Below are 15157 nucleotides of genomic sequence, written 5' to 3' on the forward strand. Positions count from 1 at the left end.
GCCGGGGTCTGCGGCGGGCGCGACCCGGGGCGGCACGTTTCGGCAACCCCTACCCACCGGTATGCCGTTCTGGCAAGCTGCGGCCATGACTTCCCCCGCCGCCGACCGGGCCCGTTACGACCGGGCCACCGCCCATCTCGACGCCCCGCTGGCCATCGTGGACCTCGCGGCGTTCGACGCCAACGCGGACGACCTGGTCCGGCGGGCCGGCGGGAAACCGGTCCGGGTGGCGAGCAAGTCGGTGCGCTGCCGGGCCCTGCTGGAGCGGGTGCTGGCCCGGCCCGGGTTCGCCGGGATCATGTCGTACACGCTCGCCGAGTCGCTGTGGCTGGCCCGGTCCGGGTTCGAGGACGTGCTGCTGGCCTATCCGTCGGCCGACCGGGGCGGGTTCGCGGAGCTGGCCGCCGATCCCAAACTGGCCGCCGCGGTCACCGTGATGGTGGACGATCCGGCGCAGCTGGAGCTGATCGACCGGGCCCGGGACGGCGGCACCGAGGAGATCCGGGTCTGTCTGGAGCTGGACACGGCACTGCGGCTGCTCGGCGGCCGGGTACGGGTCGGGGCGCGCCGCTCCCCGCTGCGGGAGCCGGCCGCGCTGGCTGCGCTGGCCGACCGGGTGCAGCGCCGGGACGGGTTCCGGGTGGTCGGGCTGATGGCGTACGAGGGCCATGTGGCCGGGGTCGGGGACGATCTGGCCGGGCGGCCGGTGCGGTCGCGGGCGATCCGGCTGATGCAGCGGGCGGCCCGGCGGGAGCTGGCGGCGCGGCGGGCCGAGGTGGTCCGGGCGGTGCGGGCGGTGGTCCCGGACCTGGAGTTCGTCAACGGCGGCGGGACCGGGAGCGTCGCCGAGACGGCGGCGGAGGCGGCGGTGACGGAGATCGCCGCCGGGTCGGGGCTCTACGTGCCGCGGCTGTTCGACAACTACACCACCTTCCGGGGCCGGCCGGCGGCGCTGTTCGCGCAGCCGGTGGTGCGGCGGCCGGGGGTCGGGGTGGTGACCGTGCTGGGCGGCGGCTATCCGGCCTCGGGGGCCGCGGGGCGGGACCGGCTGCCGGTGCCGTACCTGCCGCAGGGGCTGGCGTACGACCCGCAGGAGGGTGCCGGGGAGGTGCAGACCCCGCTGCTGGGGGCGCCGGCCGACGATCTGCTGATCGGGGACCGGGTGTGGTTCCGGCACGCGAAGGCGGGTGAGCTGTGCGAGCGGTTCGCCGAGCTGCACCTGGTGGAGGGTGACCGGGTGACGGCCGTCGTCCCGACCTACCGGGGCGAGGGCCGCACCTTCCTCTAGGCGGACTAGCCGTGCACGGTGTCCGTCTGGTCGGGGATCACGCTGTGGTCGGCCCGGCGGACGGGTGCCGCGGTGCCGTCGCGTTCGGTGTATCCGGTGGTGGCGCAGGGGTAGGGGCCGTTCCTGGGCCCCTTGGGCGCGATGAACATGGGGTTCACGATCCACTTGCCGTCGGCGTCGTCGTAGGCCCGGCACATGAGCTCGTTCTTGTTGCGGTTGACGACCAGCCGGAGGGCGGTGGCGTCGCGCAGGAAGGAGATGTCGGTGTCGGAGTCCCCGGCGGCGAACACCTGGCGGCGGTCGGCGGGCCGGACCCGTTCGGCGGCCGGGCCGCGGACCCCGTAGACCTCCTGGTTGATCCAGCAGCGCTTGCCGTCGATGTAGGTGATCATCGTGTCGGCGCCGTCCGGGACGGATCCGCAGCCCTGGAGGCGGCTGGTGTAGGCGCCGTCGCGGGTGGTGGTGTTGCGGATGCCGATGACGCGGTCGGCGCCGATGCCGACGCCGCGGGCCCAGACCTCCACCACGGGCTGCGGGGAGGCGGAGCTGATCCAGACGTCGAACCCGGCCTTGCGGAGGGTGGCGATCAGGTCGCGCTGCTGGTCGTAGTAGCGGACCCAGCCGGTGGCGGTGCCGGTGCCGACCTGCTGCACGGCACCGACCGGGGCGGCCAGGTTCTCGGTGCGGGCGGCGGCGGCGAAGCCGCGGATCTCGCGGGCGGTCCAGCCCCGCATCAGCTGCGGCAGCCAGGCGTACGCCGGTTCCATGGTGCGGCGGTCCCAGCCGGCGAAGGCGGCGGCACCGGTGCGGGTGGCGCCGGTGCCGTAGACGGCGTGGATCTCGTCGGCGCAGCCGGCGCCCTCGGGGGTGCCGGTGGGCAGCGGGGTGCCGGGGCGGGCCAGCGGGCCGCAGACGGTGCCGAGGGCCCGGGCGGCGGCGGGGGTGAGGTGGCGGCTGGTGGTGGTCCAGTCGCGGGCGGCGGGCTGGCGGATCCGGCCGTTGCGCAGCAGCCAGAACATGGTGGCGTCGCCGACGTCGTTCTTGACGACGGTGTTGTCCCAGTCGAAGACGGCCACGGGCTTGGCGCGGGCGGGGCGGTGCGGGTCGCAGTGGCCGTAGCGGTCGATGAGCTGCTGGAGGCGGGCCTGGTTGTCCCCGTACCAGCCGGGGCCGACGGTGGCGGGGGCGCAGGGCCGGTGGGCGGCTCCGGCCGGCGGGGCGGTGGCGAGGCCGGATCCGGTGACGGCCAGGAGGGCGAGGGAGACCGCCCACGTTCCGTGCATCGTGCTCCTTCGGAGTGCGCGAGGGGGGATCGGGGATCGGACGGCCGGACCGTGCCGGGCCCGTCGCTGGGCCCGGCACGGTCCGGGGGGCGGCCTACAGCGGGGTGACGTAGGCGCCGGAGATGCCGCCGTCGACGAGGAAGTCGGTGGCGTTGACGAAGGAGGAGTCGTCGCTGGCGAGGAAGGCCACGGCGGCGGCGATCTCGGTGGGTTCGGCGAACCGGCCGAGCGGGATGTGCACCAGTCGGCGGGCGGCCCGCTCCGGGTCCTTGGCGAACAGCTCCTGGAGCAGGGGGGTGTTGACCGGGCCGGGGCAGAGGGCGTTGACCCGGATGCCCTCGCGGGCGAACTGGACGCCGAGTTCGCGGGTCATGGCGAGGACCCCGCCCTTGGAGGCGGTGTAGGAGATCTGGGAGGTGGCGGCGCCCATGATGGCGACGAAGGAGGCGGTGTTGATGATGGAGCCGCGGCCCTGGCGCTGCATGTAGGGGATGGCGGCCTTGCAGCAGAGGTAGACGGAGGTGAGGTTGACATCCTGGACCCGCCGCCAGGCGTCGAGTCCGGTGGTGAGGATGGAGTCGTCGTCGGGGGGCGAGATCCCGGCGTTGTTGAAGGCGATGTCGACGGATCCATAGGTGTCGAAGGCCGTCTTGAAGAGGGCGTCGACCTGTTCCTTGTCGGTGACGTCCACCTTGACGAAGGTGCCGCCGACCTCCTCCGCGGCGGCCTTCCCGGCCGTCTCGTCGATGTCGGCGCACACCACGTTGGCGCCTTCGGAGGCGAGCCGGCGGGCGGTGGCCAGGCCGATGCCGCTGCCGGCTCCGGTGATGACGGCGGTGCGGCCGACCAGTCGGCGGCAGACGGCTTCTTCGGTCACTGCGGTCACGTTGTCGGTCATGCGGTTCAGGCCTCCGTGCTGATGAAGACGTTCTTGGTCTCGGTGAACGCGGTGAGGGCGTCGGGGCCGAGCTCGCGGCCGAGCCCCGACTGCTTGTAGCCCCCGAAGGGGGTCCAGTAGCGGACGCTGCTGTGGGAGTTGACGGAGAGGTTGCCGGCGGCGACGGCCCGCGAGACCCGCAGGGCGCGGCCGAGGTCGCGGGTCCAGAGCGAGCCGGAGAGGCCGTACTCGGTGGCGTTGGCCAGCCGGACGGCGTCCTCCTCGTCCTCGAAGGGGAGGAGGACGGCGACCGGTCCGAAGACCTCCTCGGTGGCCACGGGTGCGGTGGGGTCCGCTCCGGTGACCAGGGTCGGCGGGAACCAGAAGCCGGGTCCCCCGGGGGCGGTGCCGGTGACGGTGCCGGGTGCGCCCGGGTCGGGGACGTAGGACCGGACCCGGTCGAGCTGGGCGCGGGAGATCAGCGGGCCCATCTGGGTCTTCTCGTCGGCGGGGTCGCCGACCACCACCGACTCGATGCCGGGGGCGAGGAGTTCGAGGAAGCGGTCGTAGGCGGACCGCTGGACGAGGATCCGGGTGCGGGCGCAGCAGTCCTGGCCGGAGTTGTCGAGGAAGGCCATGGGGGCGGTGGCGGCGGCCGCTTCGAGGTCGGCGTCGGCGAAGACGATGTTGGGGCTCTTGCCGCCGAGTTCGAGGGTGAGGCGCTTCACCCGGGCGGAGCACTTGGCCATGATCTGCTTGCCGACCCGGGTGGAGCCGGTGAAGACGATCTTGGCGACCCCGGGGTGTTCCACCAGGGCGTCCCCGGCGGTGTCGCCGTGGCCGGGGAGCACCTGGAAGAGGTGTTCGGGGATCCCGGCCTCGCGGGCGAGTTCGGCGAGGCGGAGGGCGGTGAGGGGGGTGGTCTCGGCGGGTTTGAGGATGACGGCGTTGCCGGCGGCCAGTGCCGGGGCCAGGCCCCAGGCGGCGATCGGCAGGGGGAAGTTCCAGGGGGCGATGACCCCGATGACGCCGAGGGGTTCGAGGAAGGTGAGGTCGATGCCGCCGGGGACGGGGATCTGCCGGCCGGAGAGCCGTTCGACTCCGCCGGCGGCGAATTCCAGGAGGTCGCGGACGTTGCCGGCCTCCCAGCGGGCGTTGCCGATGGTGTGGCCGGCTTCCCGGACCTCCAGCTGGGCGAGTTCCTCGACGTGGCCGTCGACCAGGTCGGCGAAGCGGCGCAGCAGTCGGGCCCGGTCCGCGGGGGCGGCGGCTGCCCACCCGCGCTGGGCCGCCGCCGCCCGGGTGACGGCCTCGTCGACATCCTCCCGTGTGGCGGCCGGGACGAGGGCGACGAGTTCCCCGGTGGCCGGGTTGAGGACCTCCAGGGACAGGGGGGCCGGTGCGTCGGACACTTCAGTGCCTCACAGTCGTTCGAAGGAGCGGCGCAGTTCCCAGTCGGTCACCGCGGAGTCGTAGGCGTCGAGTTCGACGCGGGCCATGTTGCGGTAGTGGGCGACCACCTCGGGGCCGAAGGCGGCCTTGGCGATCTCGCTGTTCTCCCACAGTTCGGCCGCCTCGCGGAGGGTGGTGGGGACGTGCGCGTAGTCGGCCGCGTAGGCGTTGCCGGTGCAGGCTTCGGGGAGTTCCAGGCGGTTCTCCACCCCGTACAGGCCGGCCGCGACCAGTCCGGCGACGGCGAGGTAGGGGTTGACGTCGCCGCCGGGGAGGCGGTTCTCGAAGCGGAGGGAGCGGCCGTGGCCGACCACCCGGAGGGCGCAGGTGCGGTTGTCCACGCCCCAGGCGACGGCGGTGGGTGCGAAGGATCCCGGGCGGAAACGCTTGTACGAGTTGATGTTCGGGGCGTAGAGAAGGGAGAAGTCGCGCAGGGCGGCGAGCTGTCCGGCCAGGAAGTGGCGCATCAGGTCGGACATTCCGCCCGGGCCGTCACCGGCCATGGCGTTGTGGCCGTCGGCGTCGGTGAGGGAGAGGTGGATGTGGCAGGAGTTGCCCTCGCGCTCGTCGTACTTGGCCATGAAGGTGAGCGAGACGCCCTCCTGGGAGGCGATCTCCTTGGCCCCCGTCTTGTAGACGGCGTGCTGGTCGCAGGTGGTCAGGGCCTCGTCGTAGCGGAAGACGATCTCGTGCTGGCCGAGGTTGCACTCCCCCTTGGCGGACTCGACGGTGAGTCCGGCGGCCTGCATCTCGTTGCGGATGCGGCGCAGCAGCGGTTCGATCCGGCCGGTGCCCAGCACCGAGTAGTCGATGTTGTACTGGTTGGCCGGGGTGAGTCCGCGGTAGCCGGAGTCCCAGGCCTGTTCGTAGGTGTCCTTGAAGACCATGAACTCCAGCTCGGTGCCGACCTGGGCGGTGAGGCCGAGGCCGGCCAGCCGGTCCAGCTGGCGGCGCAGGATCTGCCGGGGGGCGGCGAGGACCGGGCCGCCGTCGTTCCAGCCGAGGTCGGCCAGGACCAGGGCGGTGCCCGCGTTCCAGGGCACCCGGCGCAGGGTGGCCGGGTCGGGGTGCATGGCGAAGTCCCCGTAGCCGCGGTCCCAGGAGGACATCTCGTAGCCGTCGACGGTGTTCATGTCGGTGTCGACGGCCAGGAGGTAGTTGCAGCCCTCGGTGCCGTGGTCCATGACCTCGTCCAGGAAGAACTGGGCGGCGAACCGCTTGCCCTGGAGCCGTCCCTGCATGTCCGGGAAGGCCAGGACGACGGTGTCGATCTCGCCGTTCGCGACGAGGGCGCGGAGCTCCTCGGGCGCGAGCGGCGGCTTGCGGTCTACCACGGGATTCTCTCCTTCGGTGAGCCGAGGAGGCCTAAGGTATTGAACAGAACCATTGCTTGGGAAGAGTTTCCGTAAGCTTCTACCGAAGGGGAGGTGGCGGCATGGCCGGGAGTACGGCGGGCAGCGCGCCGGGCGGCACCACCGGGTGGCTCGCCCCGGTGCTGCGCCAGGTGCGGGCGGGCAACGGTTTCGAGGAGGCGCTGGAGCAGATCCTCCAGGTGGTGCGGCTGGGCCTGGTGCCTGCCGGGGAGCGGCTGCCGGCCGAACGGGAGCTCGCCGAGCGGCTGGGGATCAGCCGGGTGACCCTGCGCGAGGTGCTGAAGGTGCTCCAGGACCAGGGGCTGGTGGAGGCCCGGCGCGGCCGGTACGGCGGCACCTTCGTGCTGGCCCGCCCGGACACCCCGGCCGAGGGGGCCGAGGCCGAACTGCGCCGCCGGGTCGCCGGGGTGGACATCGAGGACGCGCTGCGCTTCCGCGAGGTGCTGGAGGTCGGCGCGGCCGGGCTGTGCGCCTCCCAGGGGCTGACCGGGCCCGCGGCCGGCCGGCTGCGGGCCGCGCTGGCGGCCACCCATGACGCCCCGCTCGGCGAGTACCGCCGCCAGGACACCCTGTTCCACCTCACCCTGTGCGAACTCGCCGGCTCCGCCAGCCTCACCGCCCAGTACGCGGCGGTCCGGGCCACCGTCAACGACCTGCTGGACTGCATACCGCTGCTGGTGCGCAACCTCGAACACTCCCAGCAGCAGCACACCGCCCTGGTGGCCGCGGTGCTGGACCGGGACGCCCCGGGCGCCCGCGAGGCGATGCGGGAGCACTGCTGCGGCACGGCGGCCCTGCTGCGCGGGTTCCTGGCCTGAGGCCCGCCGGAAGGAGACCGCGGGGGACCGCGGGGAGGAGTTCGTTACCGCCGTTTAACGCACGGGTCTTGCGCGGTCCACCCGACTGGCGCAAAGGTACGCCCCAAAACCTTTGCCCTGAGGCATCCGAGGCAGGAGCGCCCGCACATGGCCGACGACACCGTATCCCCGCCACCCGCATCCCCGGCACCCTCTCCCGAATCCACCTATCTGGAACGCCGCACCCTGCGGCGCGGCAGCGCCGGCTGGCTGCTGCTGACCGGCCTCGGCGTGGCGTACGTCGTCTCCGGCGACTTCTCCGGCTGGAACATCGGCCTGTCCGAGGCCGGCTTCGGCGGACTGGCGATCGCCACCCTGCTGATGGGCACCATGTACGCCTGCCTGGTGTTCTCGCTGGCCGAACTCTCCGCGATCCTGCCCACCGCGGGCGGCGGCTACGGCTTCGCCCGCCGGGCGCTGGGCCCCTGGGGCGGCTTCCTCACCGGGACCGCCATCCTGATCGAGTACATCCTGGCCCCGGCCGCCATCGTCATCTTCATCGGCGACTACGTGGAGTCCCTCGGCCTGTTCGGCCTCACCTCCGGCTGGCCGGTCTACCTCGGCTGCTTCGTCGTCTTCATCGGTGTGCACCTGTGGGGGGTCGGCGAGGCGCTGCGCTTCTCCCTGGTGGTCACCGCCATCGCGGTGGCCGCCCTGCTGATCTTCGCGGTGGGCGCCCTCACCGACTTCAGCGTGGCCCGGCTGGACGACATCCCGGCGGACCCCGCCGCCTTCGGCTCCTCCTCCTGGCTGCCCTTCGGACTGCTGGGCATCTGGGCGGCGTTCCCGTTCGCCATGTGGTTCTTCCTCGGGGTCGAGGGGGTGCCGCTGGCCGCCGAGGAGGCCAAGGACCCGGTCCGGTCGATGCCCAGGGCCCTGGCCATCTCCATGGGGGTGCTGGCCCTGCTCGCCCTGGTCACCTTCTTCGCGGCCACCGGGGCGCGCGGCGCCGACGCCATCAAGGAGGCCGGCAACCCGCTGATCGTCGCCCTGGAGGGGGACGGCGACCCGACCGCGCTGTCCCGGTTCGTCAACTACGCGGGCCTGGCCGGCCTGGTCGCCTCCTTCTTCTCGCTGATCTACGCGGGGTCCCGGCAGCTGTTCGCCCTCTCCCGGGCCGGCTACCTGCCCCGGTTCCTGTCCCTGACCTCCCGCCGCAAGGCCCCCTACCTGGGCCTGCTGATCCCCGGGGCGCTCGGTTTCGCGCTCGCCGCGGCCACCGGCGACGGCGCCCGGATGCTCAACATCGCGGTCTTCGGCGCCACCATCTCGTACGCCCTGATGGCGCTGTCCCACCTGGTGCTGCGGCGCCGGGAGCCCGGCCTGCACCGGCCGTACCGCACCCCGGGCGGCGCGGTCACCTCCGGGGTGGCCTTCGTCCTGGCCCTGTCCGCGCTGGTCGCCACCTTCCTGGTCGACAAGGACGCCGCCTTCATCGCGCTGGCCGTGTACGCGGCCGCCCTCGCCTACTTCGCGTTCTACAGTCGGCACCACCTGGTGGCCTCGGCCCCCGAGGAGGAGTTCGCGGCCCTCGCCGCCGCCGAAGCCGAACTGACCCGCGACTGACCCGTCCCGCCCCCGGAGGTAACCACCGTGCCCAGGCCGCTCATCGGCATCACCACCTACGTCGAACCCTCCACCCGCTACGGGGTGTGGGACCTGCCCGCGGTCCTCACCCCGTCCGGCTACCACCGCCTCGTCCAGGCGGCCGGCGGCGCGGCCGTGCTGCTGCCGCCGGACGACCCGGAGGCGGCGGCCGAGGTGCTGGCCCGGGTGGACGGCCTGGTGGTGGCGGGCGGCCCGGACCTGGACCCGGCCCGCTACGGCGCCGAGCCCGACCCGCGCACCCGCCCCGGCGAACCCGAGCGGGACGCCTGGGAACTCGCCCTGATCGGGGCCGCGCTGCGCTCCGGCACCCCGCTGCTCGGGGTCTGCCGGGGCATGCAGGCCCTCAACGTGGCCCTGGGCGGCACCCTGGTCCAGCACCTGGACGGGCATTCGGCGGGCGGCGGCGAGATGACCCGCCACCCGGTCCGCCCGGTGCCGGGCAGCCGGTACGCGGAGCTGGTGCCGGAGGAGGCCCAGGTGCCGACCTACCACCACCAGGCGGTGGACCGGCTCGGCGACGGCCTGGTGGTCTGCGCCCGCGCGCTGGACGGGACCGTGGAAGCGGTGGAGACACCGGACGGCGCCTGGGTGCTGGGCGTCCAGTGGCACCCGGAACGCGACACGGACACCCGGGTGATGGCCGGCCTGGTCCGGGCCGCCGCGGGAGCCCTGGTCCCGGTCGGCTGACCCGGGCCCCCGGGGGATGCCCGGTTCAGCCCCGGGCCGGGGAGAGCAGATCGCGGGCCGGGCCGGCCGCGGTCGGCTGTCCCGGCCCCCCCGGGGGCTGCCCGGGTCAGCCCCGGGTCAGGGAGAGCAGGTCGCGGGCCGGGCCGGCCGGGCGGGTGCCGGCCGGCCACACGGCCCGCAGGGCCCGGGTGAGGTCGGTGTCGGCCACCGGCACCTCCACCAGCCGGCGCGAGGCCAGCTCGTCCACCAGCGACAGCTCCGACAGCACACAGGGGCCCGCCCCGCTCAGCGCCGCCGCCTTCACCGCGGTGGTGGAGGCCAGCTCCAGCAGCGGCGCGGCCAGGCCGCCGGCCGGCGCCAGGGCCGCGTCCAGCACCTGGCGGGTGCCCGAGCCGTACTCCCGGAGGATCAGCGGGGCCGCGGCCAGCTCGGCCGCCGGCACCGGCGCGGACCGGCGGGCCCAGGGATGGGTCGGGGCCACCGCCACCACCAGCCGGTCCCGGGCGATGACGGCGGCCGTCAGCCCGTCCGGTACCGCCAGGCCCTCCACGAAGCCCAGGTCCGCCTCGTGCGCCAGCACCCGCTCGGCCACCGTCGCCGAGTTCCCCGCCTGGAGCGACACCGCCGTGTCCGGGCGCTCCGCGCGCAGCGCGATCAGCCAGCCCGGCAGCAGGTACTCGGCGATGGTCATGCTCGCGGCCACCCGCAGGAGTCGCGCCGGCCGCGCAGCGCCTGCGCGCCCGCGTCGAAGGCCTCCGCGGCGTCCACGATCCGCCGGGCCCAGTCGGTGACCAGCGCGCCCTCCGCGGTGAGGGTGGAACCGCGCGGGGACCGGTCCACCAGGGCCACGCCCAGCCGGGCCTCCATGGCCCGGATCCGGCTGCTCGCGGCGGGCTGGGTGATGCCCAGGTGGCGGGCGGCACCGCCCAGGCTGCCGACCCGGGCCACCGCCAGCAGCAGCTCCAGCGCCCCCAGATCGGGCACCCGGTGCGACAGCGGCCCCGGGGCGGCGTCCGGATTCGTATGCTCCACCCGTTCAGACATAAATCCAGCTTATGGCCTCATAGGAAGATGACCTCTGCCGCCCGGACCGGCCCGGGCGGAGGCTGGGGTCATGGCCACCCTCGCGCAACCGCAGCAGCTCCGCCCCCGGTACCTCGCCCTGCCCGCCCTGCGGCACCTGGGCCCGAACTGGTACGCCTCGGTGATGGGCACGGCGATCATCGCCAACGCGGGCGCCACCCTGCCGTACCAGCTGCCCGGCCAGCGGGTGGCCTGCCGGCTGGTGTGGGGGCTGTCCTTCCTGGTGCTGCTCCTGGTGCTGACCGCCCGCTCCGGGCACTGGCTGCGCCACCGCGACCAGGCCCGCGCCCATCTGCTGGACCCGGCCGTGGCCCCCTTCTACGGCTGTCTGTCGATGGCCCTGCTGGCCGTCGGCGCGGGCACCCTGATCGTCGGCAAGGACGTGATCGGGGAGCCCGCCGCGGTGGCCGTGGACGCGGTGCTGTTCACCGCGGGCACCGCCGTCGGCCTGCTGATGGCCGTCGTGGTGCCCTATCTGATGGTGGTCCGGCACAAGGTCGAACCCTCCCAGGCCACCCCGGTCTGGCTGCTGCCGCTGGTCGCCCCGATGGTGTCCGCCGCCGTGGGCCCGCTGCTCATACCCCACCTGCCCGCCGGGCAGGCCCGGGAGGCCCTGCTGCTCGCCTGCTACGCCATGTTCGGGCTGAGCCTGCTGGCCACCCTGCTGATGCTGCCCCTGGTGTTCGGCCGGCTGGTCGTCGGCGGCCCGCTGCCGCTGGCCCTGACCCCCACCCTGTTCCTGGTGCTCGGGCCGCTCGGCCAGTCCACCACCGCCGTGAACCAGCTGGCCGACGTGGCCCCGCAGGCCATCGGCGCCCCCTACGCGGGCGCGCTGGGCGCCTTCGCCGTGGTCTACGGGGTGCCGGTGATGGGGTTCGCGCTGCTGTGGCTGGCGCTGGCCGGGGCGATGCTGGTGCGGGCCGCCCGGAACGGCATGGGGTTCGCCATGACCTGGTGGGCGCTGACCTTCCCGGTGGGCACCTGTGTCACCGGGGCGGCCGGGCTGGCCCGGCACACCGGTCTCCAGGCCTTCGCCTGGCTGGCCGCGCTGCTGTTCGCCGCGCTGCTGGTGGCCTGGCTGGCCGCCGCCGCGCACACCCTGCGCGGACTGGCCGCCGGCCGGCTGCTGCCCCGTACCCCCTGAGCCCCCCGCACACGCACCCGCTGGACCGTAGGTACGCGCCGCCCGTACCGGCCGACCGGACACGGCGGGGGTCAGCCGGCCGCCCGCAGGGCCGCCGACAGGACGGCCGGGGCGTCGGCGAGGGAGGGGCCGTACCAGGTCAGACTGCGGCCGTCGACCAGGGCCGCGGGCAGTCCGGGAAAGGCCTCGGGGCCGTCCTCGGCGGTGAACCGGTAGGGCTCGTCGGGGAACACCACCAGATCGCACCCGGATCCGGCGAGTTCGGCCGCCGGCACCCTCGGGTAGCGCTCCGGGTGTCCGGCGTAGGCGTTCCGCACCCCCAGCCGGGCGAGCAGGTCCCCGGCGAAGGTGTCCCGGCCCAGGACCATCCAGGGCCGCCGCCAGACCGGTACGAAGGCGGTCCGCTCGGCGGCCGGCAGCACCCGGGCCCAGGCCTCCTCGGCGGCGTCCAGCCAGGCCGGGGCGGGCCAGTCCCAGGGCTCCGGTCAGCAGCCGGTCCAGTTCGACGAAGGCCTGCGGCAGGCTCCGGACCTCGGTCACCAGCACCTCCGCCCCGGCCGCCCGCAGCGCCGCGAGGTCGGGGGCCCGGTTCTCCTCCTCGTTGGCGACCACCAGATCGGGGCGCAGTGCGGTGACCGCCGCCAGGTCGGGGTTCTTGGTGCCGCCGACCCGGACCACGCCGGCCTCCGTGAGGCCCGGCGGGTGCGTGCACCAGTCGGTGGCCCCGACCAGCAGTCCGGGGGCGGACTCCGCCACCGCCTCGGTCAGCGAGGGCACCAGCGAGACCACCCGCACCGCGGTCAGTGCCCCGGGGAGGGCGGCTCGGCGGTGGCCAGGATGTGCTCGCCGACGGCCACCACCAGGATCCGGGTGTCCTCGCCGGCGGCCCGCCAGCGGTGCCGGACCCCGCCGGACAGGAACAGCGCGTCCCCGCTCTCCAGCCGGTAGGCGCGTCCTTCGGCCTCCACCTGGCAGGCGCCGGCCACCACGTACATGAGCTCGTCGTTGCGGTGCTGGTACTCGCGGCCCGCGTCCTGGTCCCCGGTGAACTCCAGCGCGTGCAGCTGGTGGTGCCCGCGGACCAGCGGGCGCACCCCGGCCACCGGTTCCAGCCCGCCGGCCTCGGCCGCCCGGACCAGGTCCACCGTGCGGGCGGTGTCGGAGGCGGCGAGGAGCTCCACGGCCGTGGTCTCCAGCGCGTCCGCGACCCGCTCCAGCGAGCGCATGCTGGGGCGCGCCCGCTCGTTCTCTATCTGACTGAGGAAGGGCACCGAGAGTCCGCTGCGACCCGCGACCGCGGCCAGCGTCAGCCCGAGCGCGCGTCGCCGCTTGCGCACGGCCACGCCCACCCGGAGCGTTTCCTTGGCGTCCTTTTCTTTTTCCCTGTCGTCCATCGCGGGGCTGCCCTCCCCTTGTCCGTCGCACATCGGTGTGCTGTAAGCACCTTACGCAGCATCCGCCCGCGGTTTCTCGCGCACCAGCGGACCTGCGGGCTCCGCGCAGCGGATCCGGCGTCTCCCGGGCGTTCCCGAGCATTCCCCGAGCGGATCCCGACCATTCCCGGACGTCGGCGCGCACAAGTGGGCCCGCGGGCGCACGGAGGGACCGGCGGGCGCACCCGGCGCACCGGGCGGGGTACGGCATCATCGGCCCCATGAACCCAGTGACCCCGCGCCGGCTGATGCTCCTCGACACCGCCTCCCTCTACTACCGCGCCTACTTCGGCGTCCCGGACTCCGTGAAGGCCCCGGACGGCACTCCGGTGAACGCCGTCCGCGGGCTGCTGGACATGATCGCCCGGCTGGTGCAGGACCACCGTCCGGACGATCTGGTGGCCTGTATGGACGCGGACTGGCGGCCGCACTGGCGGGTGGAGCTGATCCCCTCCTACAAAGCACACCGGGTGGCCGTGGAGACCGAGTCGGGTCCGGACGAGGAGGAGACCCCGGACACCCTGGCCCCGCAGGTGCCGATCATCGAGGCGGCGCTGGACGCCTTCGGGATCGCCCGGGTCGGGGTGGCCGGCTACGAGGCGGACGATGTGATCGGCACCCTGACCGCGCGGGCCACCGGGCCGGTGGACATCGTCACCGGCGACCGGGACCTCTACCAGCTGGTGGACGACGCCCGGGGGCGGCGGGTGCTTTACCCGGTCAAGGGAGTGGGCACACTCCAGGTGACGGACGAAGCCCTGCTCCGCGAGAAGTACGGGGTCGACGGCCCCGGATACGCGGACCTGGCGCTGCTGCGCGGGGACCCGAGCGACGGACTGCCCGGGGTCCCGGGGATCGGCGAGAAGACCGCGGCGAAGCTCCTGGCCGCCTATGGCGACCTGGCCGGGATCATGGCAGCGGTGGACGACCCCGCGTCCAGGCTGACCCCTTCCCAGCGCAAGCGGCTGGACGAGGCCCGGCCCTATGTCGCGGTCGCGCCCACGGTGGTCAAGGTGGCCACCGACGTCCCGCTGCCGGAGTTCGATCCGGCGCTGCCGGCCGCCCCGGCTCACCCGGAAGTGGTCGACGCGTTGGTCCACCAGTGGGGTCTTGGTGGATCAGTTTCCCGTCTGAGCACCACCTTGCGCTCATGAGGTGCTAACTTAACTTAGGCAATCCTAAGTTTTCATTGGGGAGTCAGGGGAGTCAGCCGTGGCATCAGGACCCGGCCGCACAGTCGGCACCGCAGTCGTCGTACGCACCGAGCGGCTCACCCCGCACATGGTGCGCATCGTCCTGGGCGGAGACGGACTGGCCGGGTTCGGCGCGGGCGAGTTCACCGACCACTACGTGAAGCTGCTGTTCGCCCCCGAGGGCGTCCGCTACGCGGAGCCCTGGGACCTGGAGCAGATCCGCGGCAGCCACCCGAGGACCGAGTGGCCCCGGCAGCGCGCCTACACGGTCCGCGCCTGGGACTCCACCCGCCGGGAGCTGACCATCGACTTCGTGGTCCACGGGGACGAGGGCCTGGCCGGTCCCTGGGCGGCCCGCGCGGTCCCCGGCGAGAGCGTGCACTTCCTCGGACCGGGCGGGGCCTACGCCCCGGCCCCGGCCGTCGGCTGGCACCTGCTCGCCGGTGACGAGAGCGCCCTGCCCGCCATCGCCGCCGCCCTGGAGCGGCTGCCGCGCGGCGCCCGGGTGCACGCCTTCGTCGAGGTCGACGGGCCCGCCGACGAGCAGCGGATCGCCACCCCGGACGGGGTGTCCCCGGTCTGGCTGCACCGCCGCGGCCGTCCGGTCGGCGAGGCCCTGCTGGAGGCCATCACCTCCCTGGACTTCCCCTCCACCGACGTCCAGGCCTTCGTGCACGGCGAGGCCGGAGTGGTGAAGGAGCTCCGCCGGCACCTGCGCGCCGACCGCGGCATCGCCCGCGAGCGTATGTCGATCTCCGGCTACTGGCGGCTCGGCGAGACCGACGAGAGCTGGCGCGCGATCAAGCGCGACTGGAACGCCCAGGTCGAGGCCGAGCAGGAGTCCCTCACCCACGCCTGACCTGCCGAACCGGCGGTACG

The 15157-nt window shown here is 74.1% G+C and carries 12 protein-coding genes and 2 pseudogenes; 7 read left to right on the forward strand and 7 right to left on the reverse strand.

Features of this window, described 5'->3' with window-relative positions:
- The first annotated feature begins 85 nt into the window (after positions 1–85).
- Positions 86–1288, forward strand: coding sequence for an alanine racemase (locus tag ACZ50K_RS22210; RefSeq protein ID WP_468905652.1), 1203 nt, complete (start codon positions 86–88; stop codon positions 1286–1288).
- Between the two features lie 5 nt (positions 1289–1293).
- On the opposite strand, the gene ACZ50K_RS22215 is transcribed toward ACZ50K_RS22210, so the two are convergent.
- The 4 genes from ACZ50K_RS22215 to ACZ50K_RS22230 all read right to left on the reverse strand — a co-directional run bounded on the left by ACZ50K_RS22215 (position 1294) and on the right by ACZ50K_RS22230 (position 6234).
- Complete coding sequence (locus ACZ50K_RS22215) at positions 1294–2571, reverse strand: HAD family hydrolase (protein WP_468905655.1); 1278 nt, start codon at positions 2569–2571, stop codon at positions 1294–1296.
- Between the two features lie 94 nt (positions 2572–2665).
- The gene (locus ACZ50K_RS22220) at positions 2666–3448 is read right to left on the reverse strand and encodes a 3-oxoacyl-ACP reductase (protein WP_468906010.1); all 783 of its coding nucleotides are present in this window, start codon (positions 3446–3448) and stop codon (positions 2666–2668) included.
- A gap of 26 nt (positions 3449–3474) precedes the next feature.
- Complete coding sequence (locus ACZ50K_RS22225) at positions 3475–4860, reverse strand: aldehyde dehydrogenase family protein (RefSeq protein WP_468905658.1); 1386 nt, start codon at positions 4858–4860, stop codon at positions 3475–3477.
- A 9-nt stretch (positions 4861–4869) separates the two neighbouring features.
- Positions 4870–6234, reverse strand: a complete 1365-nt coding sequence (locus ACZ50K_RS22230) for a glutamine synthetase family protein (protein ID WP_468905661.1) — start codon at positions 6232–6234, stop codon at positions 4870–4872.
- A gap of 101 nt (positions 6235–6335) precedes the next feature.
- On the opposite strand from ACZ50K_RS22230, the gene ACZ50K_RS22235 reads away from it, so the two are divergent.
- From ACZ50K_RS22235 to ACZ50K_RS22245, 3 genes are all read left to right on the forward strand, one after another.
- The gene (locus ACZ50K_RS22235) at positions 6336–7091 is read left to right on the forward strand and encodes a FadR/GntR family transcriptional regulator (RefSeq protein ID WP_468905664.1); all 756 of its coding nucleotides are present in this window, start codon (positions 6336–6338) and stop codon (positions 7089–7091) included.
- A gap of 147 nt (positions 7092–7238) precedes the next feature.
- A complete protein-coding gene (eat, locus tag ACZ50K_RS22240; protein ID WP_468905667.1) occupies positions 7239–8696 on the forward strand; it encodes an ethanolamine permease in 1458 nt (485 codons plus the stop codon).
- A gap of 27 nt (positions 8697–8723) precedes the next feature.
- Entirely contained in the window at positions 8724–9425 is a 702-nt protein-coding gene (locus ACZ50K_RS22245) for a gamma-glutamyl-gamma-aminobutyrate hydrolase family protein (protein WP_468905669.1), read from the forward strand.
- A 106-nt stretch (positions 9426–9531) separates the two neighbouring features.
- Here the strand turns inward: ACZ50K_RS22245 and ACZ50K_RS22250 are convergent.
- A pseudogene (locus ACZ50K_RS22250) lies at positions 9532–10469 on the reverse strand (LysR substrate-binding domain-containing protein).
- 70 nt (positions 10470–10539) lie between these two features.
- On the opposite strand from ACZ50K_RS22250, the gene ACZ50K_RS22255 reads away from it, so the two are divergent.
- The gene (locus ACZ50K_RS22255) at positions 10540–11652 is read left to right on the forward strand and encodes a TDT family transporter (protein WP_468905671.1); all 1113 of its coding nucleotides are present in this window, start codon (positions 10540–10542) and stop codon (positions 11650–11652) included.
- 71 nt (positions 11653–11723) lie between these two features.
- Here the strand turns inward: ACZ50K_RS22255 and ACZ50K_RS22260 are convergent.
- Positions 11724–12447: pseudogene (locus ACZ50K_RS22260) on the reverse strand (helical backbone metal receptor).
- Positions 12448–12452: 5 nt separating this feature from the next.
- Positions 12453–13046 carry a helix-turn-helix domain-containing protein gene (locus tag ACZ50K_RS22265; RefSeq protein WP_468905674.1) on the reverse strand — a complete coding sequence of 198 codons (594 nt, stop codon included), beginning with the start codon at positions 13044–13046 and terminating at the stop codon, positions 12453–12455.
- A gap of 287 nt (positions 13047–13333) precedes the next feature.
- On the opposite strand from ACZ50K_RS22265, the gene ACZ50K_RS22270 reads away from it, so the two are divergent.
- Positions 13334–14239, forward strand: coding sequence for a 5'-3' exonuclease (locus ACZ50K_RS22270; RefSeq protein ID WP_468906012.1), 906 nt, complete (start codon positions 13334–13336; stop codon positions 14237–14239).
- Positions 14240–14297: 58 nt separating this feature from the next.
- Complete coding sequence (locus tag ACZ50K_RS22275; RefSeq protein ID WP_468905677.1) at positions 14298–15137, forward strand: siderophore-interacting protein; 840 nt, start codon at positions 14298–14300, stop codon at positions 15135–15137.
- The last annotated feature ends 20 nt before the right edge of the window (positions 15138–15157 follow it).

Source organism: Streptomyces sp. NPDC033845, from assembly GCF_055576225.1.

Bases quoted from the DNA above. Each gene is read 5' to 3' on its own strand.
- ACZ50K_RS22210 (WP_468905652.1), top strand. From the start codon at position 86: ATGACTTCCCCCGCCGCCGACCGGGCCCGTTACGACCGGGCCACCGCC.
- ACZ50K_RS22215 (WP_468905655.1), bottom strand. From the start codon at position 2,571: ATGCACGGAACGTGGGCGGTCTCCCTCGCCCTCCTGGCCGTCACCGGA.
- ACZ50K_RS22235 (WP_468905664.1), top strand. From the start codon at position 6,336: ATGGCCGGGAGTACGGCGGGCAGCGCGCCGGGCGGCACCACCGGGTGG.
- eat (WP_468905667.1), top strand. From the start codon at position 7,239: ATGGCCGACGACACCGTATCCCCGCCACCCGCATCCCCGGCACCCTCT.
- ACZ50K_RS22255 (WP_468905671.1), top strand. From the start codon at position 10,540: ATGGCCACCCTCGCGCAACCGCAGCAGCTCCGCCCCCGGTACCTCGCC.
- ACZ50K_RS22265 (WP_468905674.1), bottom strand. From the start codon at position 13,046: ATGGACGACAGGGAAAAAGAAAAGGACGCCAAGGAAACGCTCCGGGTG.
- ACZ50K_RS22270 (WP_468906012.1), top strand. From the start codon at position 13,334: ATGCTCCTCGACACCGCCTCCCTCTACTACCGCGCCTACTTCGGCGTC.